Raw genomic sequence first — 25,088 nt, 5'->3', positions numbered from 1 at the left:
TTGGAAGGATATGATACGCTATTTGGCCGAAAGTTATGATTATAAGGTTACCGCCGAAGACGAGCAAGTTTATCTTGAATTTAAAAATGATCCGGCTAAGGAATCCGTGATTATAGGAGACTTTTACGGAAATCCTCATTGTGCCATCATTTTGGAAGATGAAGATTATGTTGTAATGGGCGGTGAAGGTTTAATTATCTATAAAATTGAGGAACCTTTTGAATTCTACCATTACAGTCAAAATGAACCTGCACAGTTTAAGGAATTGTTCCGCGGTAGTGATTGCTGGTGGATTAAGGGCATTTTTCAGGATAGTTTCGATTATGACGGTAAATCCTTTTCTTTTTTAGCCTTGAATAAAGAAGGATATGCCCTATATAAAATGAATGCCTTTACGCTCGAGATGGAAAAAATAGGTGCTTTTGAGGATTTACCGAAATAACCGGCACCATAGGAATTAGATATATCATACGGGAAAATTCCGGGTACAGAACAAGACCGGTTAATTTCAATAAAAGAGCTGGAAAACCTCAAAAAAAGTATAAGACAAACAAACCGTAGTGTCTTTTTTTTTTAGGTAAGACGGCAAAGAAAAAGCAGAAATTTAAATAAACACAACTTAATTTAAAAACTTAAAAACAACTTGCATGAAACAAATTTTATTTTTATCATTTATTATTTTAACGAGCATTGGAGTTAAAGCTCAAAACATAACCGTAAAGGAATTAACAGCAATTATAGAAAAAGACGGTGAAGGTGCTAAAAAATTTCTAATTGGAAAAGGATGGAGATTTTTAGATAAAAAGGGTGATGAATTGACATTTAGCTACAATGGAACAACTTCTGATAACGGTGAATCTTTTTTATGGTTTCTCGATGATAGCAGCTTCTTTGATGCGAACGAAGTTCAATTAGCTGGAAATGGTAAGAATAAATTTGATGAGTATGTGAATTCCATTGCAAAGCGAGGCAAATTGATTTCGTCAGATATTGTGGACGGTGTATTGAAGTCTGCTTATAGCAATGAAACTCATACTTATAATGTATCCCTAAACAGAAAAACTTCAATATGGTATATCCAAGTTATCTATAACATGGAATCTGAATAAAAATCTAATGCAATGAACTGATTTACCAGACAGTTTCTTGTTATATTAGTAAAAAAGTAAATAACCGCATTCTTGTCTCATGTAATTGCGGTTTTTTTTTATTTTGTATGATAAATAGACCGTAACGATTTAACACAATAACTACAACCTTAACGATGATTAGAGCTACTCAAAAACTTATAGAGTATTTAAACCTTGAACAGGACAGACCCGATGTATCTGTCTTTCACTCTTTGGTAAACTCCATTTTGAAATTTGGCACAAAAAGTGACGCTGATATTCTCCTGAAAAAGTTTCTTGAAGCGCCGTTTGATGATAATAACAGTTACTTTTTTGATGTGTTTCGAAAATTTGGGGATGTAGATTTCGCGGAAAAAATATATGATCAGGCAATAAAAGATAACAGACTGCTGGAGCAAGCAGATTCTGAAATCCTACAGTTGTTAGGTGACTTAAAGTATGAACCCGTTAAGGAAACACTGGCCTATTATGTTTTTGGCGATATGGGATCCGATTATTATTTCCGTGCCCATTCTGCCCTAGGCCTGTTAAACTTCGATTGTGCCGAATATCAGGTGCAAATTAAAGGTGCAATAGAGCAATGCTACGGCAAAAGTTTAATTCCAGAATTTATTCCCGCTCTTGTTTGCAAGCTATCAGACAGGACTTCATATTTGGAGCCTTTGTACGAGCTTGGCAACGATTATGCTTCAACCGATTGCAATGCCGGAATAATGCTTGGTTTTTCATTATGCGGAGAAGAGGGCAAACAATACTTTAAAAAGGCATTGTTCAATGGCAATTGGGAGTTTTTTTCTGGTGGGACAGGAAATTATGTTTTTGCATACAAAGGATTGAAAAACCTTAATATATCATTTGCAGAACTATATTCAATAATTCGTGAAATTCAGGATGATAAAAAATTAGGATACGCCCTGTGGGTGTTATTCGGTCTTTTTGAACTGAGGGTGAAGGATTATGAGAATGATAACATTGAGAGCTTTATGAGCCTGTATTCCACATTTTATGGTCAGAAGAACAGATCTGATTTCTCTGATCTGGCTGAACGAGGCAGCAGATTAAGAGACCTGTGGGAATATGAACGCCTATTTGAATTAAAACTAACCGAGGAAGCAATAGTTGAAAATTTTAGCGTTTAAGTAACCTTGCAATGAAAATATAAACATTAATCTAGTTCTTCCTGACAAAATGAAATACCTAAAGCTTACCTCCTTTTTAACTCTTTTAGTTTTGTTAATCGCAACGCAGAAAAGCCATGGTCAAGATCGTGACAAGACCATCCGTTTATTGGAAAAAATGCTGAAAAACAGAATGCATATTTTTCCGGATACCAAGTCTGAGTTGAATCAGGATTACTGGGCAAGAAATACTGTGTCTCTGGTAAAGATTACGGAGAAAGAACTGATCTTTCAGAGAAGGTTCTGCAAGGGCATTGATATTGATGATGCTTTCGAATATTCCATCCCGGTGAAGTATGCAAAAATTAATGCCGCAGGTATTTTTTATACAGGAGAACCCGTTATTAAATGTGAATTGTTGGAATCTAATGGTTTTGTCCGACGTTCTAGTTTTGGTTCTGTTAGAAATATATCATCAACAGAGGATATTTTTTATGTCGATCTATCAAAAGGATATAAATTTCAATTGGAGTTACAGAGACTAATGGAGCATTTGGCTGCTTTTAGTTCCAATGAAGACTAAAATTTTAAAAATCCAAAAAATGAAAAATTATCTGTTTTGCTCATTTCTCTTATCTATTGGTTTTGCTCATGTCCAATAGCAAAAAACAGAGTTTTTCAAAATGGCCTACTCTATCAATGGCAATATTTGTATAGGATGAAATTATTTTAAACAAGTAAGTTCTGTTTTTGTTAAAAGTGGATTTTTACAAAATCAATTTTAGCGAATGAATTATTAATCAAATATAAAAACAGTGAATATATGTCAAACTTTACTATTACTATTTTACCAAAAAAATATTTTGCGCATGGTCGGATGAGGCTGAACACACAGCTCAGTCAATTTTTAGAAAACGCTATGCGCATTAATTTAAATGGTTTGATTTTAGGGTTCGCTTTATTAGTATCACTATCCTTATCTGCTCAAAATGTGCAACGAAACTATAAAGTGCTCTTTAATGGAGAAGATATAGGCTGGTTGCGGCTCGAAGCTGATAAAGCAGGAAGTAAAGTGAATTTGCAGCTGACCTCTGAAATTAAAACAAAAATCGTCTTTCCCGTTACAGTAGTTGCAAAGGAATTTTCAACCTTCGAAGACGGAAAACTGATTTATTCCTCCCAATTCAGAACGACAAACGGTACTACCAAGTTAGATAAACAAACAAAATTAGTTGGTGATAGATATGTAGTGTCAGAAGACGGAGAAAAAGAAGAACTTTCCTTTGCTTCTATTTATGCTACTATACTGTGTCTCTATTTTCAGGAACCGGTTAATTTAGAAACCGTTTATTGCGAAAAGCGTTCATCTGTTTCCAACATAAAAAAAACAAAAGACGGAGGTTATGAAATAAAGTTCTCCAATGGGAATAGTAATTGCTTTTATTATGAAGATGGGGTATGCACTAAAGTCAAAATAGAACATTTGTTTTATCAGGCAGAAATAGTTTTTTCCCCTTAAAATGTGCTTTAATAATTTTTCTAAGAGCGTATAAAACCATGCTTTATCGCCGGAAAGGTAGGCTTAACAGCATGCTGTACAGTAAAAAAAGATATTTGTGCTTCAAAATCCGCCCGAGCGATAGCCCTTAAACATTATGCCAAAGCTCGGGAAAAACAACCTGTGAATATGAAAACAATACGTGTTACAATTGATTCAAACGATGATATTTTAAATGTCGTTGATAAAAATCTAAATTATATTTTCATTCATAAGTTTATGCCTAACGCAGCAGTCGAATGGTGGAAAACTGATTTAAAGATGAAAACGGGGGAAGTTTTTGATTTTCAGGTTCGGAATATGGAATTTGACATTCAAACTGATTTAGATGGCTTGAAAATAATCATAGAATTAAATACGAATCAACTTAGAATTTATCAGTTTGATAGGCCTGTGCCATCAACTTTGAGCTTAGAATTATTACCTGAAAAACTCAGAGAATCAATTTTAAAACAAAATGGTTTAAAACACATTTTCTTTTGCGATTTCGAATTTTTATCAATTTCAAGTTTTGATGAAGATTATATTGATCGAATTGAAATAAAAAGATGAATAAACCTCGCATAACAGCCGTTTTACCCTATTGGTGCGATTTATCTGAGCCTAAATTCTTATTTCTCGAAAATAAGCTAAATAAAGCGCTTTTAGGTCACAACTGCAGAAAACGACAGTGATTCATCCCATACTTACTATGAAAAGCATTCGATATATAAAAAGCCCTTTTGAGGATTTGAATATTTTTTATCTTGACTAAAAATATAAAGTATGACTGTTGTCATACTTATACACCTTTGCTACCATTTCTACGAACTAAAAGTTGAACCAGTATAATCCATAAAGTCTGAAGAAAATTACATTCTTATTATTTTCAATCTTTTTTACCCATTCCATAGTTGCCCAGGAATTAAAAAAAGAATATTTTGATAATGGCCAATTAAAAGCAGTTGGTTATTGCATTAAAGATTATAAAACTGGCGCATGGAAGGAGTATTACTCCAATGGGAAGGCAAAAACTGAGGGTATTTATAGTTACGGCCAAAAAAGTGGCCTATGGAAAGAATATCACGATAACGGACAGCTAGCTAGTGTTGGAGAATATGCTGACAATAAAAATTCTTATCTGCGAACAGGCAGTTGGAAGTTTTATTTTAAAAATGGCCAGCTTGAAGCCGAAGGCGGTTATGTTGTTACGGGCATTGAATGTACATCGTCACGAACCTGGAAATGCTACAAAGAGAATGGAGAAGCTGACCTCCTGGCAAGCGGCACCCTAAACTGTCCAAATTTTAACGAAAACAGTTTCAAAATTATTTGTAGTGACGTTTATAGCGGTAAACTCCAGAAGAATCCCTCGTCTTTTCGTGTTTCTTATACATTTCAGCAAGATTTATATGAAATGGTTTGTTTTGATTCTCAAACTGATACTTGGGAACAAGCTGATGAAAAGGTTAGAGTAATGTGGAAATATTTTGGTCCTAATTTTCGATGTTATAATTATAGCGATTCAGTAGCTACTGACATGAACTTTTTAAAATTCACAGTTGATATGAATTTTTCAGTCCCGGTATTAGCGGCTGTGAAATTATGGAAGATTGACATCAATGTCGTAGACACTTACGACGGTAAAACATTGATGGATTTTCTTCTCAAGCGTATTGAATATGTTAAAAACAGTCCTCCCGTTGACCACGTAAGAGTATCTGAATTACAACGGCTGTATGACTTACTGCGGAAAAATGGTGGCAAACATGCTCATGAGCTTTAAACGGATTAATTGATCTCAAGCTGTCCATACATGCAAATTGATTCCTGTGAAATCCATACTTTTCCAACCTATTAGTTCGGATTACTTACTTCGTTACCTGTTTTGTCTATGTAAAAAGTTCTGCCATTAAGCTCAACTTCAGCAATCTCTCCAGAAAAGCTATTTGCTGCATCATATTTGACAGGAATGATTTCTTTTCCGGACTTGTCTATATAACCATATCCCTGCTCGGTTTTAACTGCAGCAAGTCCTTCTGAAAAAGATGATGCACTTTCGTATTTTATTGCAATAACTTCTTTTCCGGACTTGTCTACAAAGCCCCTTTTATAATCCATATAAACTGCAGCAAGACCATCGGAGAAAGAGGCAACATCAATATATTTATTCGGAATGATTACTTTTCCGGTCTTTTCTATAAACCATAATAATTGTCAAATACTCTTGCCAGGCTCTCATGAAAATTAGTTGCCACACTATATTTCAACGGAATGACTTCTTTACCGGACTTATCAATAAATCCGCAAGTTTTATTGAGCTCAACTGCCGCAAAACCTTCCGAAAAAGGAGCCACTTTATCATATTTTATTGGCGTGATTTCTTTTCCGTTCTTATCTATAAAACCCCATTTGTTATTGAGCTTCACGGGCGCAAACCCTTCAAAAAATTCCATTGCTTTATTGTATTTAGCAGGGACAATTATTTCGCCAGCTTCGTCCTCATACCCATCCTTGTAATTTTTAGAAAAAGGTTTTAAATTTTGTGCACTCACAAGACCAAACGCCATACATAATGCCGAAGCCTGCACTATTTTCTTCATTTTCATCGCTTTTTATTTTTAAAAATTAATATATACTACTTTTTGATTAGCAATAGGCCTCCCATTTCAACCGCTAGGTTGCAAAATGAGACAATAGTATTTTTCGAACGGGTTGCAAATAAATAGATATAAAACATTGTGCTTGACGACGCTCATATTAAATTCCCGAGCCGGGCAAGTGAGTATTCATAAGTATTCGCAATTAAATTTAGGCTTCTTCCACATGTCAAAAAGAAGTGCCTGTCCAATGTTGATTCGCTGTCAACGGGGGTTAACCCCTTTCCTTAGAACATGAGCTCCCGTACGGGAACTGCTTCTGGTTTTTTTTTGAATTCTCCTCCTTTTGGGGATGCAATCTTCTCCGCTAAAAATTAAAACACCTTATTCAGGTGCTTTTTTCATTTATATCTTCTTCATATTTTTATATTAGCATTATTTTTCAATATTTCACAGTAGAAAAACTCAAAAAGTACACAGAATAATCTTTTAAGGCAAACTCGTTTCAAACATAAATATCACTATCTAAAATGGAAAGCATTACGCTCGGTTTAAAAGAAAATTGGAAACAATTTACCGTTTTGGTTATTATTAATGCTTTTGTTGGTGGAATGATTGGGATGGAAAGAACCATCTTCCCAGAATTCGCCCATAGTGAATTTGGCGTAGCGTCTAAAACAGCCATACTTTCCTTTATAACGGCTTTCGGGATTACAAAGGCCCTCACGAATTATTTCACCGGAAAACTAGCCAATAGGTTCGGGCGCAAAAATCTTTTATTATTCGGCTGGTTGATAGCGATACCAATCCCTTTTTTACTGATTTACGCGCCAAGTTGGGGTTGGGTAATTTTTACAAACATGCTTTTAGGAATCAGTCAGGGGTTAACCTGGAGCAGCACCGTTGTAATGAAAATAGACCTTGTAGGCGAAAAAGACCGTGGCCTAGCTATGGGACTCAATGAATTCGCAGGCTATTTCGCTGTGGGACTCGTCGCTTTCTTAACCGGTTATATTGCGAATAAATATGGTATTACCCCCTACCCATTTTACATAGGGATTGCAATTTCAGTAATCGGTTTTCTGTTAACTGCTTTATGGGTAAAAGATACCAGAATATTTGTCCATAAAGAAAGTACAACCGCCACCACTGAACATTTAGATAATGTATTCATCGAAACCACTTTCAAAAACAAAACTTTAAGCTCAGTTACTCAGGCCGGGTTAATCAACAACCTTAACGATGGCATGATTTGGGGATTACTGCCAATCGTTCTTGTTTCCCTACATTATAACACCGAGAATATTGGGATAATTACTGCTATTTATCCGACTGTTTGGGGGATAGGACAACTTTTTACAGGTAAAATGTCAGACCATTATTCTAAAAAAGCAATGTTGTTTTGGGGAATGCTGTTACAGGGAATAGCTATTCTGATTCTTCCTTACAGCAGTAGTTTTGTGGTTTTAGCTACACTTTCGGCAATTTTAGGATTGGGCACTGCTTTGGTGTATCCAACATTCTTATCCACTATTGCTCTGGCTACTAGTCCGAAACAGCGGGCGGAAAGCATCGGTACGTTCCGATTATGGAGAGATCTGGGTTATGCCTTTGGCGCAATAATATCAGGTATCATGGCTGATTTGTTCGGAATTGAATACGCTATTCTTTTTATTGGGGCACTCACAATTGTTTCATCGCTAATAATTCAATTTCGCATGCCTGAGAAATTGAAAACTCAAGAGAATGTATTGAAAAATTGATAGCTGCATAGTCCTAAAATATTATTTTTCGCAATATCAGCAATCAATCACTACTGATTAAGTGTATTTTTCTTAACTTTAAATTCCTTTTAAGTACTGACTGTCAATTACATTCAAATAAAATCGGGGATTATGAAAAATAAAACTTATTTGATTTTTGCAATACTCGGCATCTCAATTATCTCTATTCTTTACGGCTATACTAAATTTACTGTTCCAAAAGATAAAATGGGTGAAATGAATTGTACAGAAAACCCAACCACTTTGAGAACATCGTTATTTGAGCCAACAATCGAAAATAAACACATTCCTTCCACAAATAAAACTCCGAAAGGAATGGTATGGATACCCGGAGGCGAATTCTCAATGGGCAGCAATATTGAAGATGAAAGTTTATGCAGTTTAAAGGGAGTTACAAAAGATGCTTCACCGATACATCGGGTATATATCGACGGTTTTTACATGGACAAAACCGAAGTTACCAATGAAGAATATGAAAAATTTGTAAAAGCAACCGGTTATGTCACCGTAGCTGAACAAAAACCAACCAAAGAAGAATTTCCGACAGCTGCCGAAGAAGATTTAATCACAGGTTCGGTAGTCTTCACACCAACACCTACTGCAGTAAATCTTGACAATTTCCTTCAATGGTGGAGTTATGTTGGCAAAGCCGACTGGAGACACCCTGAAGGACCGGGAAGCTCTATAAAAGGAAGAGAGAAATATCCTGTTGTTCACATAGCTTATGAAGATGCATTGGCATACGCTACATGGGTTGGTAAAAGACTGCCAACTGAAGCAGAATGGGAATTTGCTGCCAGAGGTGGAAAAACCGGCAACTTATACACTTGGGGCAATATACTTAAACCAAATGGGGAATATCAAGCCAATATATACCAAGGTCGTTTCCCAATTAAAGATGGTGATACCGGAGAAGATGGTTTTAAAGGAATTGCCCCGACTGCACAATTTAAGCCAAATCCATACGGATTATACGACATGGCGGGAAATGTTTGGGAATGGACAAATGACTGGTACAGTAATGACTATTACCAATACCTGAGCACAAAAGAAAAAGTATCAAAAAATCCTCAAGGCCCAATCGCCAGCAATGATCCTTCTGAACCGAATCAAAAGAAAAAAGTGCATCGAGGCGGTTCATTTTTATGTACCGACCAATATTGTACCCGTTATATGGTAGGAACAAGAGGAAAAGGCGAAGTACGATCTGCTGCAAACCATCTAGGTTTTAGGTGTGTAGTAAGTAAATAAATTTAGGTCATCCTCTTTTTTGAATGTCAATTCTAAAAATTCCAATTCGATTTTCATTACCTGAGCCAATTGGAACCCAATACAATATAATAACCCCAGCTTTCAGGGCCGTGAGCAACATCCAACCCCATGCGGAGTTTCAGTTTTCGCGCAATCAGATAACGGCCTCCTAAACCGCCGGAAACCCGCCAAGGTGCATTATCAAAGTCGGACCAATCTTCCAATGCTTTGGCAGTCCCAAGAAACCCAACAATGCTATATCGCGTAGTGATGTCCCAACGCCATTCGGTTTCTGCCAGCGTGGTGACTTCCCCCTGATACCGAACAGCAGGTATTCCCCTCATATTAATATAAGGTTTTATGTAGAATGGGAAATCTCCAAAAACCTGCTGGTATTCCACTCTGTATCCGGATATCAGCGTTGGAGTAATCGGCACATAGCCTATTAAAGCTGAATTAACCGACTCATACTCATAATAGCTGCCAATAACATCGGATGAAGCGGCCGCCAAAGTATTCCAGCGAAACCCCTTATCGGGAGTAAAAATATTATCCCTTCCGTCATAATCCACCAAAATTCCCAAACGGCTAACTATGCTTTTAATTTCTTTTGGCGTATGAAATTCGGCATTGGTTCTTGCTAATTCGGTATTCAGGAATAAATAACTCAGTCCGGCAAACCAATCGCTCCGTCCAAATTGTTTGATTAAATGTGCATTAATAGGAAAACTTCTGAGATTGAATTCGAATGACTTTTCCCCTGTCAATTCTGTTTGTCTATAGAATTTCAGATTCACATCAGCATAGGCTGTCCCTATTCGATAATTGGCCCGCCATTTCTTTATTACCCCCATCATCATTCCTCCGACAAACCAGGTGCCGTTTGCCGTGTAAGCTCCACCTACCCCATAAATATTAGGCTTCGCTCTGGTTTTAACCACTTTACCGTTTATCGTATCCGTATAGGGTGTATTCTTATCTATAAATACTCCAAATAACGCTCCCCCGATTCCTCCCAAAGCAGGCTCGGTAATAAGCATGGGAACAGGGATAAACCCATTGGCTTCCAATACCCAATCACTTAAATCGAGTTTTTGATCTAATGAATCCTTCAATGAGATCTTTTGCTGACTATGAACCGAAATTGTAAACAGACCTAAAATTGAAACAAAGAGAATCCTTTTCATAATAGCGATGTTTAAGCACATCTAATTTACTGAATTTTCCGATAAGTTTACCATTAGCATTTCCTAATCAAGATTTTAAGTGATTTTATAAATACTGATAGACATTTTTTCAATTTCTTATTCCACATCAACATTACACAGTATATAAATTTCACATACAAAACCTTTGATTGATTATCATTTAATCATTTTACGTCGTTTTTATTTGTAAGAACATCGATAATACAGTTAAAATAATAAATTAAATCAAATGTTTATACCTATATTTACATACAAAATTTGCTACAAAATTTAATTCAAAGAGTTAAAAACAGAATGTAGTAAAGGGTACAGTTAATGGAATAAACTAAATTTCAATTAAATGAAAACAATTAGACATTTCTCATTACTTCTTTTGGTAACTTCTGTATTGTTAATATCCTGCAACTCCGTAACCGTTCAAACCGATTACGACAAATCAGTCGATTTTTCAAAATACAAAACCTTTTCTTTTTATGAACTGGCAGACAAAAGTGGCTCTATAAGCCAATTGAACAAAAACCGAATTATTAATGCTGTGCAAGCCGAAATGATAAAAAAAGGCTTGGCTGTATCGGCAGACAACCCAGATGTTTTAGTTAACATTACTACTATTTTGACAGACAAAAAATCAGTTACTGCGAATACTGATTATTACAATTACGGTGGATACTATCGCCCTTACCATTGGGGAGGCGGATATGTAGGCAGCACAACAACATATAATGTTTATGAATACAAGGAAGGCTCCCTGATTATTGACGTTGTGGATGCTTCCAATAAACAATTGATATGGCAAGGCATAGGCAATAAGGAAATCGATTCACCTTCTAAAAATCCAGACAAGAACATAAACGAGGCCGTTGCCAAAATTCTGGAAAATTACCCTCCAAAACCAAAAAAATAATATTTACCATCAATAAATCTGATGTTTCAATTAGAAACATACTGCCTGAAGACAATTTGTGATCTATAGGAAACAACAACTAAAAAAAATTAATCCAAAACCAAAATAAGAACTTAAAAAACAAAAAAAACATGAAAACAAGATCGATCTTAATAACAGGTTTACTATTGGTTTCCTCACTTTTTGTACAGGCACAAACCAGTGGTGGTGGGGCTCCTAAGAGTTCAGGCGGAATAAGGTTAAATGCATATGGTTCATATGCATTTGATGACAGTTTTGACTCATATTATGACTATGGCTATTATTTCAATGGAAAAATTAAAGGTGGTTTCATGTATGGTGTAGGGGTCGAGTATGAAGCAGCACCAAGTACTTTTATAGAGTTATACTGGCAAAGCCTAAACACAACAGCACCAACACATTATTACAATGGAGGTATTTTTGGTGAAGAACATACCGATTTGGATGTAGCCATAAATTACATCATGTTGGGCGGTAACCGAAGCTTTAGAAAACCCGGTTCGATGGTAGAAGGTTTTGGTGGATTAAGCGCCGGTGTCGGTATTGTAAATCTTGACAACCCTAAGAATGGAAGATCAGATTCCACAACAAAATTCGCATGGGGAATGAAAGGGGGAGCAATTATTTGGCCAAGTGAAAAAGTTGGTATCAGGCTTCAGGCACAATTACTGTCCATTTCTCAGGCTTTTGGTGGTGGCGTATATGTTGGCACAGGTGGACCTGGGGTTGGTGTCAGCAGTTATTCTACCGTTTATCAGTTTACATTGGGAGGCGGACTCGTATTTAACGTAGGGGGCTAATTATCCCTCACCTAATAAAAAAAACCTACATGACTTTTGTTATGTAGGTTTTTTTATGTTCTGGTGTTTTCGTTAAATATCCGACCCGTTTTACAGCTTTAAATTTTGTTTTAATCATGATTTTCGATGCTCTTATAAGCATCAATTACTTTCTTCACTAATCTGTGGCGAACAATATCTTTATCATCAAGATAAATAATCCCGATTCCTTCTATATCTTTCAACACAAGTAAAGCCTCTTTTAAACCGGAAATTGTTCTTCTCGGTAAATCTACCTGACCGGGATCTCCCGTAATTATGAACTTGGCATTCCTACCCATACGAGTAAGGAACATTTTCATTTGCGAGTGCGTGGTGTTTTGTGCCTCATCTAAAATTACAAATGCATTATCCAGAGTACGTCCACGCATAAATGCCAAAGGTGCAATCTGAATAATTCCTTTCATAATGTAATCATCCAGCGTTTGCGGCGGAATCATATCGCGCAAGGCATCATACAACGGCTGCATGTATGGATCCAGTTTTTCCTTCATATCACCGGGAAGGAAACCTAAATTTTCGCCGGCTTCAACAGCAGGACGCGTTAAAATGATTCGTTTTACCTGTTTCTCTTTTAAGGCTTTTACCGCCAAAGCCACTCCGGTATAGGTTTTCCCTGTTCCGGCTGGACCTACGGCAAATACCATGTCGTTTTTGGCTACATAATCAACTAATTTTTGCTGATTAGGTGTCATGGCTTTAATCAACTTACCTCCTAATCCATGTACCAGAATTTTATCATGATCCGCCATACGTTGCTCGTCCTGACTGTTCGTTTGCACAATGCGTTCAATTACATTGTCGTCAATGGAATTGTAACGTGAAAAATGATTGATTAAGCGATTAAAACGTATCTCAAATTCATCCAAAATTTCCTTTTCTCCGTAGGCTTTCACCAGCGTGCCCCGGGCTACAATTTTTAATTTCGGGTATAATTTTTTAATTACTTCAAGATGTGCATCTTGAGCACCCCAAAATTCTTTGGGAGTGATGTCTGTCAATTCGATGGTTCTTTCGTTCAAAAGCAGCTGGATTTAATTAAAAAATAAGTTAGCTTTGCATTATCTCAAATCTAGTGAATTTTAGAAAAACTTTCTGTAATAATTATAAACAAAATGATGTCAATAATTACGCTAACTACCGATTTCGGCTTGAAAGACCACTTTGTTGGCGCGTTAAAAGGCAAGATTATTACAGAACATCCTCAGGCACAGATTTTTGACATTTCGCATAACGTAGATTTGTTCAATATTTCAGAAGCAAGCTATATCATTAGTGCTGCCTATAACAGCTTTCCGAAACAAACCGTGCATATTATTGGGGTCGATTCAGAACGCACTCCGGAGAATAAGCATATTGCTATGCAATGGAACGATCATTATTTTATTTGTGCCGATAATGGAATCCTAAGCATCCTTACCCAAAAAATAGTTCCTCAGAAAATTGTGGAAATCAATGTGCACGACCGTTTTCCGGAAGGAACTTCTGATATGGAGGTATTTGTAAAGGTAGCCTGCCACCTGTCAAAAGGAGGTGTCATGAGTGTTATCGGAAGGGAAATTTCATCGTTAAAAACTATAAACGAATTACAGGCTATTGTGGCGTCCGACTTCAGTTCCATCAAAGGAGCAGTTGTTTACATCGATCATTTCGGAAACTGCGTAACCAATATTTCCCAAAAAATGATTCAGGATACAGCAAAAGGACGCTCTTTTGAGGTTAAATTCGGAACCAAAACCATCAGAAGCATCCACAAAAGTTATTCGGATTTTAAAGTGACAGATAAATTCACGCTGAAGGATTTCGAAGGCGAACGACTGGCTCTCTTTAATGAAGCCGATTTTCTGGAAATTGCCATTTACAAAAGTAATCCGTCAACCGTTGGCTCGGCCACCTCTCTGCTCGGATTGAAGTTCAGGGATACTGTTACCATTCAATTCACATAACCAAATTAACAAATAATAAAAAATTAGTATGTTTGTACGCATTGTAAAACTAAGTTTTCACGAAGAAAATATCCCTGCATTTCTTGAGAATTTCGAGCAAATGAAAGAGAAAATACGAAGTGCACCGGGAAACCGCTTACTTGAATTATATCAGGACAAAAACAACCCGTGTATATTTTTCACTTACAGCTATTGGGAAAAAGAACAAGATTTGGAGAATTACAGAAATTCCGAATTGTTTTACGACGTTTGGACATTCACCAAAAAACTGTTCAATGACAAACCTGAAGCATGGAGCGTGGATAAGTTAGTCACTTTAGAATAATTAATAAACAATAATAAACAATGAGGATCACGATTGTTTTGATCCTCGCAATGACAAGATGAAAGCATTATTACTACGAGAAATCAAATCCTTTTTCGGTTCGCCAATCGGGTATTTGGTTATCGCTATTTTTCTTTTGCTCAACGGACTTTTCCTGTGGGTATTTGAAGGAGATTTCAATATTTTAAAAAGTGGATTTGCCGACTTGAGTCCGTTCTTCACTTTAGCCCCTTGGATTTTAATTTTCCTGATTCCCGCAGTAACCATGCGTAGTTTCTCTGATGAGAAAAAACAGGGAACCATCGAATTAATGCTGACCAAACCGTTAAGCACCTGGGAAATCGTAAACGGAAAATTCCTTGGCGCTTTCTTGCTGATTATTATTGCGATTATTCCAACCATCATCTATGTTTTCATTATTTCCGATTTAGGAAACCCAACCGGCAATCTGGATATGGGGAGCACTTTGGGATCCTATTTTGGGTTATTGTTCCTGATTGCGGCTTATTCTTCCATCGGGATTTTCACTTCCACCCTTTCAGACAATCAGATTGTGGCTTTCATCCTTGCCGTTTTCCTTTGCTTCCTCTTTTACTTCGGATTTGAAGGTTTAGCTACCTATATGGGTGATTTCGGAGGTTTATTTGCAAGTTTCGGATTCGATTATCATTTTAAAAGTATGGGTCGCGGCGTTTTGGATACGCGCGATATTTTATATTTTGTTAGTATTACCATTGCTTTTTTGGCTGGAACAGTATATCAACTTAAATCTTTGAAATGGTAATGAAAGAAGCTAAAAAACAAGGATTAAAGCAATTAGGATTACTAATCGCCGGATTAATTGCCATTAACGTTTTCGGAAATTACTTTTTCAAACGATTCGATTTAACGGCCGACAAACGATATACTTTATCGGAAGCTTCGTTGAACATCATCAAACAAATTGACAGTCCGCTTTACATTGATGTATTTTTAGAAGGTCAGTTTCCTGCGGAATTCAAACGTTTACAGGGAGAAACCCGTCAGACATTAGAAGAATTCAAAGCCTACAACTCCAATATCATTTTCCAATTCGTAAACCCATTGGAAAAAGAAGAAGAGCGCGAGGCCAATATGAAAATGCTGTATCAAAGAGGTTTAACCCCTGTAAGCATCACGGTTGACGACAAAGGAAAACAATCTCAGGAAGTGGTTTTCCCTTGGGCGATTGCAACCTATAACGGTAAAAGCACTAAAGTACAATTGCTGAAAAACATGATGGGCGCTTCTACGGAAGAAAAAGTAGTGAGCTCCGTTCAGCATTTAGAATACGCTTTGGCTGATGCTTTCAATAAAATCACTAAAGCAAAAGAAAAGAAAATTGCTGTCATCAAGGGGATTGGCGAGTTACACGACATGCAGATTGCCGATTTCTTAAGAACGATCCGTGAAAGCTATTATATTGGCCCATTTACGATGGATTCTGTGGCCAAGAGTCCGCAGCGCTCTCTTGAAGCCCTTAAAAAATACGATTTGGCCATCATTGCCAAACCTTCCAAACGCTTTACAGAAGAAGAAAAAGAAGTGCTGGATCAATACATACTTAACGGTGGGAAAACACTTTGGATGGTGGATGACGTTCAGGCGGAAATGGACAGTTTGTACAATGAATCAGGCGCTATTTTAGCCTATCCGAAAGATTTAAACCTTACCGATATGTTCTTCAAATACGGAGTGCGAATCAATCCGCTTCTGATAAAAGACGAACAGGCCACACCTATAAAACTGGCAACAGGAGAACCGGGAAGCAAAACGGAATACCAGCAATACCCTTGGAAATTTGCTCCATTCGTATATCCGCAATCTCAGCATCCAATCGTAAAAAATATTGAAGGAGTTAAATTCGATTTCGCTAATCCGATTGAATTACTTAAAAACGATATTAAGAAAACGGTTTTAATGCAATCGTCCAAATATTCCAAAGCCATTGGGGTTCCAACCGAAGTTAACCTTGAAATGGTAACGGAAGAAACCAGCCCGAAAGACTACCCTCCCGGAAGTGGCTCATTGCCTGTAGCCGTGTTATTGGAAGGAAAATTCCGTTCGATGTATGAAAACCGCGTCCTTCCTTTTAAAGACAAATCATTTGTAAATCAAGGGAAAAACAACAAGATGATCATTATTTCCGATGGCGATGTCATTAAAAACCAATTGGATCAGGCTTACCAACCTATGGAATTGGGTTATGACAAATGGACGAATAACCTGTTCGGAAACAAGGAGTTCTTATTAAACTGTGTAAATTATCTGCTTGATGATAACGGACTTATCAACATTCGTGGTAAGGATGTAGATTTACCTTTATTGGACAAAGAAAAAGTACACGAGAATTATACGTTCACACAGGCCGTAACTGTCGGATTACCAATAGTTGTACTGGCTATTTTCGGATTCCTATTTACCTTCCTGAGAAAGCGTAAATATGCCCGCTAGTTGTTAATAAAAAATATTTTTAAGTTACATAGTTTAGAATATATTTGTGAAGCCTAAAATGAAAATAAAGTTTTACGGCACTAAAAAAGAAAGAAGATGAAGTTTATTGTATCCAGTTCCTATTTGTTAAAACAGCTACAGGTTTTAGGTAGTGTAATCAACAGCAGCAACACCCTGCCTATTTTAGATAATTTCTTATTTGAATTAGACAATAACCAGTTACGTGTTTCATCATCTGATTTAGAGACTACCATGTCTTCTACTTTGGAAATTGATTCTACCAGCCAAGGAAGTGTAGCCGTTCCTGCAAAATTATTATTGGAAATACTTAAAACATTCCCTGAACAGCCTTTGACATTCACTGTTGAGGATAACAATACTATCGAAATCAGTTCTAATTCGGGTAAATATGCTCTAGCATACGCTCCTGGAGAAGAATTCCCTAAAGCAGTTGTTTTAGAAGAACCATCTTCCACATTAGTTCCTGCTGAAGTATTAGCAACTGCAGTAAGCAAGACCATTTTCGCAGCCGGTAACGACGATTTACGTCCGGTAATGTCGGGGGTTTTCTTCCAGTTCTCCACAGAAGGATTGATTTTCGTAGCAACGGATGCTCATAAATTGGTAAAATATGCCCGTGCAGATGTAAAAGCATCTCAGGCTGCCGATTTCATCATGCCGAAAAAACCTTTGAACATTTTAAAAGGAATCCTGGCAACATCGGATGCGGAAGTTAAAATTGAATACAACGATTCGAATGCAACCTTCTCTTTTGACAACTATACATTAACATGTCGTTTAATTGATGGTAAATACCCTAATTACGAAGCGGTAATTCCAAAAGAGAACCCTAATAAATTAGTAATGGACAGATCTCAGTTTTTAAGTTCTGTTCGTCGTGTGGCTATTTTTGCCAACAAAACTACACACCAAATTCGTTTGAAAATCGCCGGAGCTGAATTGAATATCTCAGCAGAAGATATTGACTACTCAAACAAAGCAGAAGAGCGTTTGACATGTGATTATCAAGGTGATGATATGCAGATTGGTTTCAACTCCCGTTTCTTGACAGAGATGTTGACCAACTTACAATCGGATGAAATCCAATTAGAGATGTCATTACCAAACCGCGCCGGAATTCTTACTCCTGTTGATGGTTTAGACGAAGGCGAAACAGTTACCATGTTGGTAATGCCGGTGATGCTGAATAATTAATTTAAAAATTAAGAGATTTGAATTCGTAATTCATAATTCGAAATTCAAAAAAGACTATAACCAACCCTTTTATACCAAAGAACCGCAATCCAGTTATGAGGAATTGCGGTTTTTTTATTGTTAGATTACTTAGACCTCTTAGATTATCAGACTGTAAATCGTTTATTAACGCTTGCCTTCTGCCTTCTGATTGCTGACTACTTCACTTATTACTCTCATGAAACGCTAAAATAGGTGTTTCGATGTGGTAAGAAAGTTTTTGTGTCAGACTGTGGGTAAACAATTCCTGGAAGAAGTTGCGTTTATGTGTTACCATCGCCAGCATATCAATGTGTTGATGCTCTATAAAGTCAAGAATGGTTTCTTTCACATCATCATGTGGAACCAAAAAGAACTCAACCGGCTCGTTTTTAAATGGAGCTTTCCAAAATTCCATACCTTCTTCGGTTACATTAAAACCATGTGTTCTGACGGTTACACATTTCACTTTGGCGTGGAATTTCTTCGCAATAGCCACTACCCGATGCAACACTTCACTATCTTGATCGTTGAATGTTGTAGTGAATCCTATATTTTGCAATAGTTTGAATTTGGCTTTATTAGGCACACATAAAAGCGTTACCGGCACATTCACAATCGCATTTCCAGTATTGGAACCCAAAAACACTTCCTGCATACCGGAAGCGCCATTAGTACCCATTACAACCATATCTACTTTTTCGTCATGACATATTTCTTTCATGATGCGCACCAAATCACCATGACGCAACACATGACTCATCTTAACATCCCCAAGCTGGTGTTTTTCTGCTATTTCGCGTAAAATCGGAATCTGGTCCTTAAAATTTTCAAAGTTGTCCAATTCAATAGAATCGTAAATCTCAACCAATGTCACCGGAACTTCCCCGAATGACACCGTAGGCAAATCATAAACATGAAGCACAATTACTTCTGCGTCGATAGATTTTGCCATATCCAAAGCATAAACAAATGCATTGTTCGCTGTTTCGGAAAAATCGGTAGGGAAAAGTATCTTTTTCATAACTGTCGGTTTTCGTGTTGGTTTTCAAATTGTTACATAAAGTTACTAAAAGAAAAGCAAATAAAATCTGATTAATATCAGTTTTTCAATTATTTAACCGTGAGGGAGTTATGATTTACAAATCATATGTTATGAGCTAAAGAATATGGAATTTTGTATCTAGGATTTGAAACTTTGAAATTTTGTAACTTTGCAACCGGAAAACCCTGTAACTCAAAAAAAAATGATTCCAAACGATACTATTGTAGCCTTAGCGACACCTTCCGGAGCGGGTGCAATTGCTGTTATCCGTCTTTCAGGGAAAGATGCTATTGCTATTGCTTCGCTGGTATTCCAATCGGTTTCCGGGAAGGACATTACCCTGCAAAAAACCCATACGCTACATTTAGGGCATATTGTCGATGGCAGTAAAGTAATCGACCAGGTATTGTTATCACTTTTCAGAGGAACGAATTCATATACCGGAGAAAATACGGTTGAAATCTCGTGTCACGGCTCAACCTATATCCAACAACAAATTATCCAGTTATTGCTTCGTAAAGGATGTCGAATGGCACAGCCGGGCGAGTTCACCTTGCGTTCGTTTTTGAACGGTAAAATGGACTTATCGCAAGCCGAAGCCGTAGCCGATTTGATTGCTTCGGATAATGAAGCATCCCACCAAATTGCCATGCAGCAGATGCGCGGTGGTTTCAGTAACGAGATTGCAAAACTCCGTGAAGAGCTTCTTAACTTCGCTTCTTTGATTGAACTGGAGTTGGACTTTGCCGAAGAAGACGTCGAATTTGCTGATCGTACCCAATTCCATGATTTACTGAACCGAATCGAATTTGTCTTAAAACGTCTTATTGATTCGTTTGCTGTGGGCAACGTAATCAAAAACGGCATTCCAGTTGCTATTGTAGGTGAACCAAATGTTGGGAAGTCTACCCTACTGAATGCGTTGCTAAATGAAGAACGTGCCATCGTATCCGACATAGCCGGAACAACCCGCGATACTATCGAAGACGAATTGGTCATTGATGGTATCGGGTTTAGATTCATTGATACAGCCGGTATCCGTGAAACACAGGACCATGTGGAAAGCATCGGTATCAAGAAAACATTTGAGAAGATCGAATTAGCTCAAGTAATTTTGTATTTAGTTGACGGTTCACAGTTTGCAGCCAACGGTCAATTAGACACTTTTATCAATGAAATAGGTAAAATCCAAAACCAATATCCACAGAAATCTTTAATCGTTATTGTTAACAAAAAAGATGTGATCTCCCCAGATACTTTAACCCAAATTAACAACAGGTTAAACAAGTATCAGGAAGAACTGTTAACTGTAAATCGAACACTTTCAACTATCTTCATCTCCGCCAAAAACAAAGAAGGTGTCGATGACCTGAAAAACCAATTGCTTTCTTTTGTAAACACCGGAGCGCTACGCAACAACGAAACCATAGTAACCAACACAAGACATTACGATTCGTTACTGAAAGCCTTAGAGGAAATCCAAAAAGTACAATGGGGATTACAAAGCGGTCTTTCTGCCGATTTAATGGCAATCGACATCCGTCAGGCATTGTTCTATTTCGGGGAGATTACAGGACAGGTTACTAATGATGAGTTATTGGGGAATATTTTTGCTAATTTCTGTATCGGAAAGTAATCCGATTCTTTAGTTGGCGGGTTCGATTCCTTTAAAAACTGACAACATTACTATTTGACGTCAACTTCAGATTTTGTTAGCACATTTCTAATAGAATAAACACACAATTGACTGTAATTCAATTATTTATTATTAATTTTAATAAATAAAACAGTATATTAAATCAATTTTGATTTACAGTTTTACTATTCTAAAATAATCCAGTTTGGTTAGAATGATTTATATAACCTTGGTGATTAATTTTTCAATAAACCAAAAGTTTCATAAAAACCCCTAAGACCCCATTTCATAAAATTTATTTTTAACTGAAGTACTGTAAGAGACCGATCTCACAGTTCTAAAAAATTTAAATAGTTATGAAAACACATTTTACTTTTTTTATTGGATTACTGCTTTCTTTTCTTAGTTATTCCCAACCCGCCATACAATGGCAAAAAAACTATGGTGGCTCTGCAGATGATTACGGAAATAGCATTTGCCAAGCCTCAGACGGTGGTTATCTTATTTCCGGAATGACAGGTTCTAACGATGGTGACGTTACCGGATTTCATGGAGATTATGATTGTTGGATTGCAAAAATAAACAGCACTGGGACTATTCAATGGAAAAGAACATTTGGAGGTTCCGGTTTGGACGACATTAACAGTATACAACAAACTCTGGATGGCGGTTATATTCTCGCAGGCTCAACCAATTCATCAGATGGAGATATTACAAACAATCACGGCGGCTATGATTGTTGGGTTATAAAATTAAATAGCTCAGGAACCGTTGTTTGGCAAAAGACTTTTGGAGGTACCGGTTGGGAATCAGTACTAAGCATCCAACAAACCTCAGATGGAGGATATGTATTTGCTGGTTATAGCGGCTCTGCAAATGGTGATGTCACATCAGTTTATGGGGGTACTAATTTCTGGGTAGTAAAATTGAATCCTTCCGGAACTATTCAATGGCAGAAAACATTTGGGGGCAACGGGCAAGACTATGCACGGAGTATACAGCAAACTGCAGATAGCGGATACATTGTTGCCGGGGAAAGTAATTCTACAGATGGAGATATTACTACAAATGGCGGAGGTTACAATGGCTGGATTGTAAAATTGAGTGCAACCGGAATTATTCAATGGCAGAGAACCTTGGGAGGAGACAATGCTGACAGTATTTATTGTGTTAGACAAACCTCTGATGGAGGGTATATCCTTGTAGAGAATAGTTATGACAATATCTACATCCATAAACTAAATGCAAACGGCATTCCTCAATGGTATGAAATTGCAGGAGGTTCAGGCGCTGATACCCCCTATGATATGCAACAAACTGTTGATGGTGGTTACATTGTTGCAGGCGTCACTTCTTCTACAGACGGAGATGTGACGGGAAATCATGGTGGTTATGATTATTGGGTCATAAAATTTGACGCTACAGGAGGAATACTATGGCAAAAAACATTGGGCGGTTCAGGAGATGACAGGGCCTTTGCCATCCAAAAAACTTCTGACGGAGGCTATATTATCGCAGGAATGAGTAATTCTACAAATGGAGATATTTTGGATAATAAAGGCGATTATGATTATTGGATCGTGAAATTATCAGTCGACCCATTATCAGTAAATGACTTTCAACCGGAAAATTCATTTATAATTTATCCCAATCCAATTTCTGGATCCTCAACCATTTCCTTTTCCCTTTCACAACCGGAAAATGTGTCTGTTACTCTCTTTGATTTAAACGGAAGAATTGTAGAAAATTTATTTGAAGGTAATCTGGATTCAGGAGACAAACACATTGACATGAATGCTGATCATTTAAGAAGTGGAACCTATCTGATTCAAATCAAGATCGGTAACCATTATAAAACACAAAAATTGGTAGTCAGATAATCTTCATCAATGAAATAATTCAATAAAAAAGACGTGGCTTCGACAGGCTCAGCCACCGGAACGCCAATTTAATGACTGCATGGATCCTGAGCCTGTCGAAGGGTCGAAGGGTCGAAGGCACATTTCACCTATTCTTCAACTCATTAATTTCCCTTTTCAATTCAAGGAACATTTCTTTCACGCTTTCCGTTTCTGAGACCTCCTGTTTTCTGTCGCTTAGACCTATATTGCATTTGTATTCCCAAATTTCAAGAATATCCGAGGCTTTGACTTCATACGGTGGGTAAAAACTGTTATCCGATTCAACCATGAGGACATTCTTTTTGTTTTTATTCAATCGTTTATACACTATACCTTCATCTTTAGTAATAAAAATATAGGTCTTACCATCCACTACCCCACCTAAGTTCTCAACATAGCGTCCTACAATAATACTTCCGTCTTCATGGGGCGGCATGGAATCGCCTTCCACAGGAAAACCCCTGAATTTTCCCGAACCTAAAAAAGGCAAGGAAATATGTTGCAGGCTTTCTATAAACTCAGGGTCTGCATATCCGGTGAGGTAACCGGCTTTTGCTTTATGCGGAACGACCTCAATAAAACTTTCACCGTATTTATCTACGGTAATTGGTAAAAGCAGTCTGTTATCTTCCAGTTTCAGCAGTTCATCCATAGGTACTTTCCTCACATCCACAGAAAGCAGCAGATCAATACTGATATGATAAAAATAAGATATGCTTTTTAATATTTCATAAGGAGCTTCCGAAGTCCCGTCTTCATACTTAACGTACCTGCCTCGGGTTATACCCAGTGATTCGGCAAGCTTTTCCTGAGAAATCTTCCTTTCTGCCCTAAGATACCTGATGTTGTCCGAAAATAAAGACATGGTTATTTTGTTACAATTTGTAACATCAAATATACTAAATTTTGTTACAACCTGCACTAATTTTGTATAATACAAATAGAGAAAGATTATGGCAAGGGCAATTGTACACATGGATTTAGATACATTTTTCGTATCGTGCGAAAGAAAAACAAACTCCCAATTAATCGGAGTTCCACTGATTATCGGAGGCGGAGACAGAGGTGTTGTGGCTTCCTGTTCCTATGAAGCCCGTGTCTTTGGCGTACGTTCGGCTATGCCTGTTAAAATGGCTTTACGATTATGTCCTCAGGCAAAAGTAATGAAAGGTGACATGGAATTGTATTCCCGATTATCGCACGAAGTAACAGAAGTCATCAAAGAGAAAGCTCCTATTGTAGAAAAAGCGAGCATCGATGAGTTCTACCTGGACATTACCGGTTTAGACAAGTTTTTCGGTTGCTACAAATGGACGGATGAACTGGCCCAGTCAGTCACAAAAGAAACAGGTTTACCAATAAGCTTTGCATTATCGGTAAACAAAACGGTTTCTAAAATTGGAACCGGAGAAGCCAAGCAAAAAGGAAATCTGGAAATTCCGGAAAATAAGGTCAAGCCGTTCCTGAATCCGCTGTCCATTCAAAAAATCCCTATGGTGGGCGATGTGACTTTCCAGTTACTGTCCCGTATCGGAATCCGCACCATTCAGACGCTTTCTGAAATGCCTGTGGAAGTGTTACAGCAAATGATCGGTAAAAACGGCATTGAGTTATGGAAAAAAGCCAATGGTATCGATAATAATCCTGTTGAACCTTATACAGAAAGGAAATCCATTTCAACCGAACATACTTTTGTACACGACACCATCGATGTTCATAAACTCAAAGCGGTGCTATCCGGCATGGTCGAAAAACTTGCCTTTCAACTGCGGTCGGAACAATGGTTAACATCAACAGTGACGGTCAAAATCCGATACGCCAATTTTGATACCGAAACCAAACAGTGCAGGGTACAATATACTTCTGCCGATCATATCCTGACAAAAACAGTTACCGATCTATTCGATAAAGCCTACCAGCGTCGCATGCGGCTTCGGCTAATCGGAATCCGTTTCAGCGGACTGGTAAGAGGAACGTATCAGATAAACATGTTTGAAGATACTGAAGAAATGCTCTCACTGTATCAGGCTATGGATAATATAAAAAACCGGTTTGGTTATGATGCTGTAATGCGCTGCGCCGGCGCCACTTTCAAACCCAATAATAAAGATGAAATCTTAAAACGTAAATTATAACGC

Annotated in this window: 25 protein-coding genes and 1 pseudogene; 20 read left to right on the top strand and 6 right to left on the bottom strand. The window is 37.4% G+C overall.

The features are described 5' to 3' along the window. The first annotated feature begins 10 nt into the window (after positions 1–10). From FEDK69T_RS15300 to FEDK69T_RS15920, 8 genes and pseudogenes are all read left to right on the top strand, one after another. A complete protein-coding gene (locus FEDK69T_RS15300; RefSeq protein ID WP_023572302.1) occupies positions 11–442 on the top strand; it encodes a hypothetical protein in 432 nt (143 codons plus the stop codon). A 205-nt stretch (positions 443–647) separates the two neighbouring features. Beyond that, a complete protein-coding gene (locus tag FEDK69T_RS01165; protein WP_023572301.1) occupies positions 648–1,109 on the top strand; it encodes a hypothetical protein in 462 nt (153 codons plus the stop codon). 155 nt (positions 1,110–1,264) lie between these two features. After that, entirely contained in the window at positions 1,265–2,269 is a 1,005-nt protein-coding gene (locus tag FEDK69T_RS01160; RefSeq protein ID WP_023572300.1) for a hypothetical protein, read from the top strand. 49 nt (positions 2,270–2,318) lie between these two features. Further along, on the top strand, positions 2,319–2,831 hold the full coding sequence (locus FEDK69T_RS01155; protein ID WP_023572299.1) for a hypothetical protein: 513 nt from the start codon (positions 2,319–2,321) through the stop codon (positions 2,829–2,831). Positions 2,832–3,071: 240 nt separating this feature from the next. Then, positions 3,072–3,767, top strand: coding sequence for a DUF6134 family protein (locus FEDK69T_RS01150; RefSeq protein ID WP_131494739.1), 696 nt, complete (start codon positions 3,072–3,074; stop codon positions 3,765–3,767). Between the two features lie 168 nt (positions 3,768–3,935). Next, complete coding sequence (locus FEDK69T_RS01145; RefSeq protein ID WP_023572297.1) at positions 3,936–4,358, top strand: hypothetical protein; 423 nt, start codon at positions 3,936–3,938, stop codon at positions 4,356–4,358. A gap of 289 nt (positions 4,359–4,647) precedes the next feature. After that, positions 4,648–4,986 (top strand): annotated as a pseudogene (locus tag FEDK69T_RS16175) (toxin-antitoxin system YwqK family antitoxin); the annotation flags it as partial. A gap of 216 nt (positions 4,987–5,202) precedes the next feature. After that, positions 5,203–5,571 carry a hypothetical protein gene (locus FEDK69T_RS15920; protein WP_035629877.1) on the top strand — a complete coding sequence of 123 codons (369 nt, stop codon included), beginning with the start codon at positions 5,203–5,205 and terminating at the stop codon, positions 5,569–5,571. Positions 5,572–5,642: 71 nt separating this feature from the next. Here FEDK69T_RS15920 and FEDK69T_RS15295 read toward each other — a convergent pair whose 3' ends face one another. Beyond that, positions 5,643–5,906, bottom strand: a complete 264-nt coding sequence (locus tag FEDK69T_RS15295; RefSeq protein WP_023572293.1) for a WG repeat-containing protein — start codon at positions 5,904–5,906, stop codon at positions 5,643–5,645. Between the two features lie 77 nt (positions 5,907–5,983). Continuing rightward, complete coding sequence (locus FEDK69T_RS15290; RefSeq protein WP_162147232.1) at positions 5,984–6,388, bottom strand: WG repeat-containing protein; 405 nt, start codon at positions 6,386–6,388, stop codon at positions 5,984–5,986. 527 nt (positions 6,389–6,915) lie between these two features. Between FEDK69T_RS15290 and FEDK69T_RS01130 the strand changes: the two genes are divergently transcribed. Both FEDK69T_RS01130 and FEDK69T_RS01125 read left to right on the top strand, forming a co-directional pair. Continuing rightward, positions 6,916–8,148, top strand: a complete 1,233-nt coding sequence (locus FEDK69T_RS01130; RefSeq protein WP_023572291.1) for an MFS transporter — start codon at positions 6,916–6,918, stop codon at positions 8,146–8,148. Positions 8,149–8,280: 132 nt separating this feature from the next. After that, a complete protein-coding gene (locus FEDK69T_RS01125) occupies positions 8,281–9,420 on the top strand; it encodes a formylglycine-generating enzyme family protein (protein ID WP_023572290.1) in 1,140 nt (379 codons plus the stop codon). A 56-nt stretch (positions 9,421–9,476) separates the two neighbouring features. Here the strand turns inward: FEDK69T_RS01125 and FEDK69T_RS01120 are convergent, their stop codons facing one another. Then, positions 9,477–10,607: a BamA/TamA family outer membrane protein gene (locus FEDK69T_RS01120; protein ID WP_023572289.1), complete on the bottom strand. Its 1,131-nt coding sequence runs from the start codon at positions 10,605–10,607 to the stop codon at positions 9,477–9,479. Positions 10,608–10,968: 361 nt separating this feature from the next. On the opposite strand from FEDK69T_RS01120, the gene FEDK69T_RS01115 reads away from it, so the two are divergent. Together FEDK69T_RS01115 and FEDK69T_RS01110 are read left to right on the top strand one after the other, a co-directional pair. Continuing rightward, positions 10,969–11,532: a DUF4136 domain-containing protein gene (locus FEDK69T_RS01115; protein WP_023572288.1), complete on the top strand. Its 564-nt coding sequence runs from the start codon at positions 10,969–10,971 to the stop codon at positions 11,530–11,532. A gap of 131 nt (positions 11,533–11,663) precedes the next feature. Continuing rightward, positions 11,664–12,353: a hypothetical protein gene (locus FEDK69T_RS01110; RefSeq protein WP_023572287.1), complete on the top strand. Its 690-nt coding sequence runs from the start codon at positions 11,664–11,666 to the stop codon at positions 12,351–12,353. A gap of 110 nt (positions 12,354–12,463) precedes the next feature. On the opposite strand, the gene FEDK69T_RS01105 is transcribed toward FEDK69T_RS01110, so the two are convergent. Next, positions 12,464–13,414, bottom strand: coding sequence for a PhoH family protein (locus tag FEDK69T_RS01105; protein ID WP_023572286.1), 951 nt, complete (start codon positions 13,412–13,414; stop codon positions 12,464–12,466). Between the two features lie 96 nt (positions 13,415–13,510). Here FEDK69T_RS01105 and FEDK69T_RS01100 point away from each other — a divergent pair, with 96 nt between their 5' ends. The 5 genes from FEDK69T_RS01100 (at position 13,511) to dnaN (ending at position 18,350) form a co-directional block, all read left to right on the top strand. After that, positions 13,511–14,338, top strand: coding sequence for an SAM hydrolase/SAM-dependent halogenase family protein (locus tag FEDK69T_RS01100; RefSeq protein ID WP_023572285.1), 828 nt, complete (start codon positions 13,511–13,513; stop codon positions 14,336–14,338). A gap of 28 nt (positions 14,339–14,366) precedes the next feature. After that, positions 14,367–14,663, top strand: a complete 297-nt coding sequence (locus FEDK69T_RS01095; protein WP_023572284.1) for a putative quinol monooxygenase — start codon at positions 14,367–14,369, stop codon at positions 14,661–14,663. Positions 14,664–14,721: 58 nt separating this feature from the next. Continuing rightward, a complete protein-coding gene (gene gldF, locus FEDK69T_RS01090) occupies positions 14,722–15,447 on the top strand; it encodes a gliding motility-associated ABC transporter permease subunit GldF (protein WP_023572283.1) in 726 nt (241 codons plus the stop codon). Then, entirely contained in the window at positions 15,447–17,135 is a 1,689-nt protein-coding gene (gene gldG / locus FEDK69T_RS01085) for a gliding motility-associated ABC transporter substrate-binding protein GldG (RefSeq protein WP_035629937.1), read from the top strand. The genes gldF and gldG overlap by 1 nt, the downstream gene beginning before the upstream one ends. A 96-nt stretch (positions 17,136–17,231) precedes the next feature. Beyond that, positions 17,232–18,350: a DNA polymerase III subunit beta gene (gene dnaN / locus FEDK69T_RS01080; protein ID WP_023572281.1), complete on the top strand. Its 1,119-nt coding sequence runs from the start codon at positions 17,232–17,234 to the stop codon at positions 18,348–18,350. A gap of 202 nt (positions 18,351–18,552) precedes the next feature. Here dnaN and FEDK69T_RS01075 read toward each other — a convergent pair whose 3' ends face one another. Further along, positions 18,553–19,392 carry a universal stress protein gene (locus FEDK69T_RS01075; RefSeq protein ID WP_023572280.1) on the bottom strand — a complete coding sequence of 280 codons (840 nt, stop codon included), beginning with the start codon at positions 19,390–19,392 and terminating at the stop codon, positions 18,553–18,555. Positions 19,393–19,615: 223 nt separating this feature from the next. Between FEDK69T_RS01075 and mnmE the strand changes: the two genes are divergently transcribed. Then, complete coding sequence (mnmE, locus tag FEDK69T_RS01070; RefSeq protein ID WP_035629938.1) at positions 19,616–21,049, top strand: tRNA uridine-5-carboxymethylaminomethyl(34) synthesis GTPase MnmE; 1,434 nt, start codon at positions 19,616–19,618, stop codon at positions 21,047–21,049. Positions 21,050–21,405: 356 nt separating this feature from the next. Next, positions 21,406–22,929: a T9SS type A sorting domain-containing protein gene (locus FEDK69T_RS01065; protein WP_023572278.1), complete on the top strand. Its 1,524-nt coding sequence runs from the start codon at positions 21,406–21,408 to the stop codon at positions 22,927–22,929. Between the two features lie 124 nt (positions 22,930–23,053). Here FEDK69T_RS01065 and FEDK69T_RS01060 read toward each other — a convergent pair whose 3' ends face one another. Next, positions 23,054–23,815, bottom strand: coding sequence for an XRE family transcriptional regulator (locus FEDK69T_RS01060; RefSeq protein ID WP_023572277.1), 762 nt, complete (start codon positions 23,813–23,815; stop codon positions 23,054–23,056). A gap of 88 nt (positions 23,816–23,903) precedes the next feature. Here FEDK69T_RS01060 and dinB point away from each other — a divergent pair, with 88 nt between their 5' ends. Then, complete coding sequence (gene dinB, locus FEDK69T_RS01055) at positions 23,904–25,085, top strand: DNA polymerase IV (protein WP_023572276.1); 1,182 nt, start codon at positions 23,904–23,906, stop codon at positions 25,083–25,085. Positions 25,086–25,088 lie beyond the last annotated feature (3 nt).

Origin of the sequence: Flavobacterium enshiense DK69 (assembly GCF_000498495.1) — a bacterium.
Classification (GTDB): domain Bacteria; phylum Bacteroidota; class Bacteroidia; order Flavobacteriales; family Flavobacteriaceae; genus Flavobacterium; species Flavobacterium enshiense.
Note: the sequence above shows the minus strand (reverse complement) of the source record. Positions and strands in the feature narration are given on the sequence as shown.